This window comes from Neisseria sp. P0001.S005 (genome assembly GCF_051963715.1).
In genome coordinates this window covers 1-1,307 of sequence record NZ_JBQCTZ010000402.1, presented here as the reverse complement: position 1 = coordinate 1,307, position 1,307 = coordinate 1, and the positions used below count along the sequence as shown (strand labels likewise).

2 protein-coding genes are annotated in these 1,307 nt (G+C 49.5%); one reads left to right on the top strand and one right to left on the bottom strand.

The features are described from left to right. Nucleotides 1-24: 24 nt before the first annotated feature. A complete protein-coding gene (locus ACTHSP_RS20600; protein WP_440346836.1) occupies nucleotides 25-213 on the bottom strand; it encodes a hypothetical protein in 189 nt (62 codons plus the stop codon). 324 nt (nucleotides 214-537) lie between these two features. On the opposite strand from ACTHSP_RS20600, the gene ACTHSP_RS20595 reads away from it, so the two are divergent. Next, a partial coding sequence (locus ACTHSP_RS20595; protein ID WP_440346835.1) for an FAD-dependent oxidoreductase occupies nucleotides 538-1,307 on the top strand: 770 nt, incomplete at its 3' end.

The following is a 1,307-nucleotide window of genomic DNA, read 5'->3' as shown; positions in this document are numbered from 1 at the left end:
AAGAAGGTACTCATGGAAAATCCCCTAAATGTCTTGGTGGGAATTTAGGGGATTTTGGGGAATTTTGCAAAGGTCTCTGCCTGCTTTAATCCACATGGCGGTATCTTCGCCCCATTCGTAAATCCAGGCCAAAACTTTGGGGACGGCGTTCATATAATTCAAACCGAATGCCAATACACCGAGGATAAATAAAGTACTGCCCAAGCTTTTCATCGTTATTCCTTATAAAATCAAATGTGTGCATCAAAACCAATCAGTAGGTGTAATGATGCTGAGTGAATGTAAATATGTTAAAAGATGGCATTATAGTAGGTTTTATGTAAGGAAGATATTTTTATAAAAGCTGATTGGCAGTCTAAGGCGATGGGTAACTGCTTGCAGAGGGAGGGATTCCGTCTGTTTGTTTATAAGTTATCGGCTTGACCTGGGCAATCATGATATGCAAAAACTGTTCTCATTTTGTGTCGATATTGTGATAAAGCAAAACAAGTTCTAAAATATGCAGTTCATTTTCATATTAAAAACAAGGAGAAACTGATGTCTAAGGTTGCGGTACTCGGTGGCGGTCTGTCGGGCCGTCTGATGGCGTTCCAGCTGGCAGAGCAGGGCATTTCGGTCGAGTTGTTTGAGAAAGGCGAACGCGACGGCGCGCAAGCCGCCGCTTATGTTGCCGCGGCCATGTTAGCGCCGTCTGCCGAAGCGGTGGAGGCAACGCCCGAAGTCATCCGTTTAGGCAAACAAAGCATTGCGCTTTGGCGCGCTATTGTCGGCCGTCTGAATACGCCGGTGATGATGCAGGAAAACGGTAGTCTGATTGTCTGGCACACGCAGGACAAGCCGCTTTCCGCCGAGTTTGCCCGTCATTTGAAGCGCGGCGGTGTGGCGGAATATGAAACCATACGTTGGAACGCGGATGAAATCGCAGCAAACGAGCCGCAACTGGCAGGGAGGTTTTCAGACGGCCTGTATCTGCCGACAGAAGGGCAGTTGGACGGACGGCAGGTATTGAATGCGCTGGCCGATGCTTTGGAGTCAATGAATGTAGCGTGCCATTGGTCGTACGAACGCGAAGTCGAAGATTTTGCGGCGCAATACGATTGGGTCATCGACTGCCGCGGTTATGGTGCAAAGAGCGCGTGGAACAGGCCGTCTGAAAGCGTTTTACGCGGCGTTCGTGGCGAAGTGGCGCGCGTTTACGCACCCGAAATTGAGCTGTCCCGCCCCGTGCGCCTGCTGCATCCGCGCTATCCTTTGTATATCGCGCCGAAGGAAAACCATATTTTTGTGATTGGTGCGACCCAAATCGA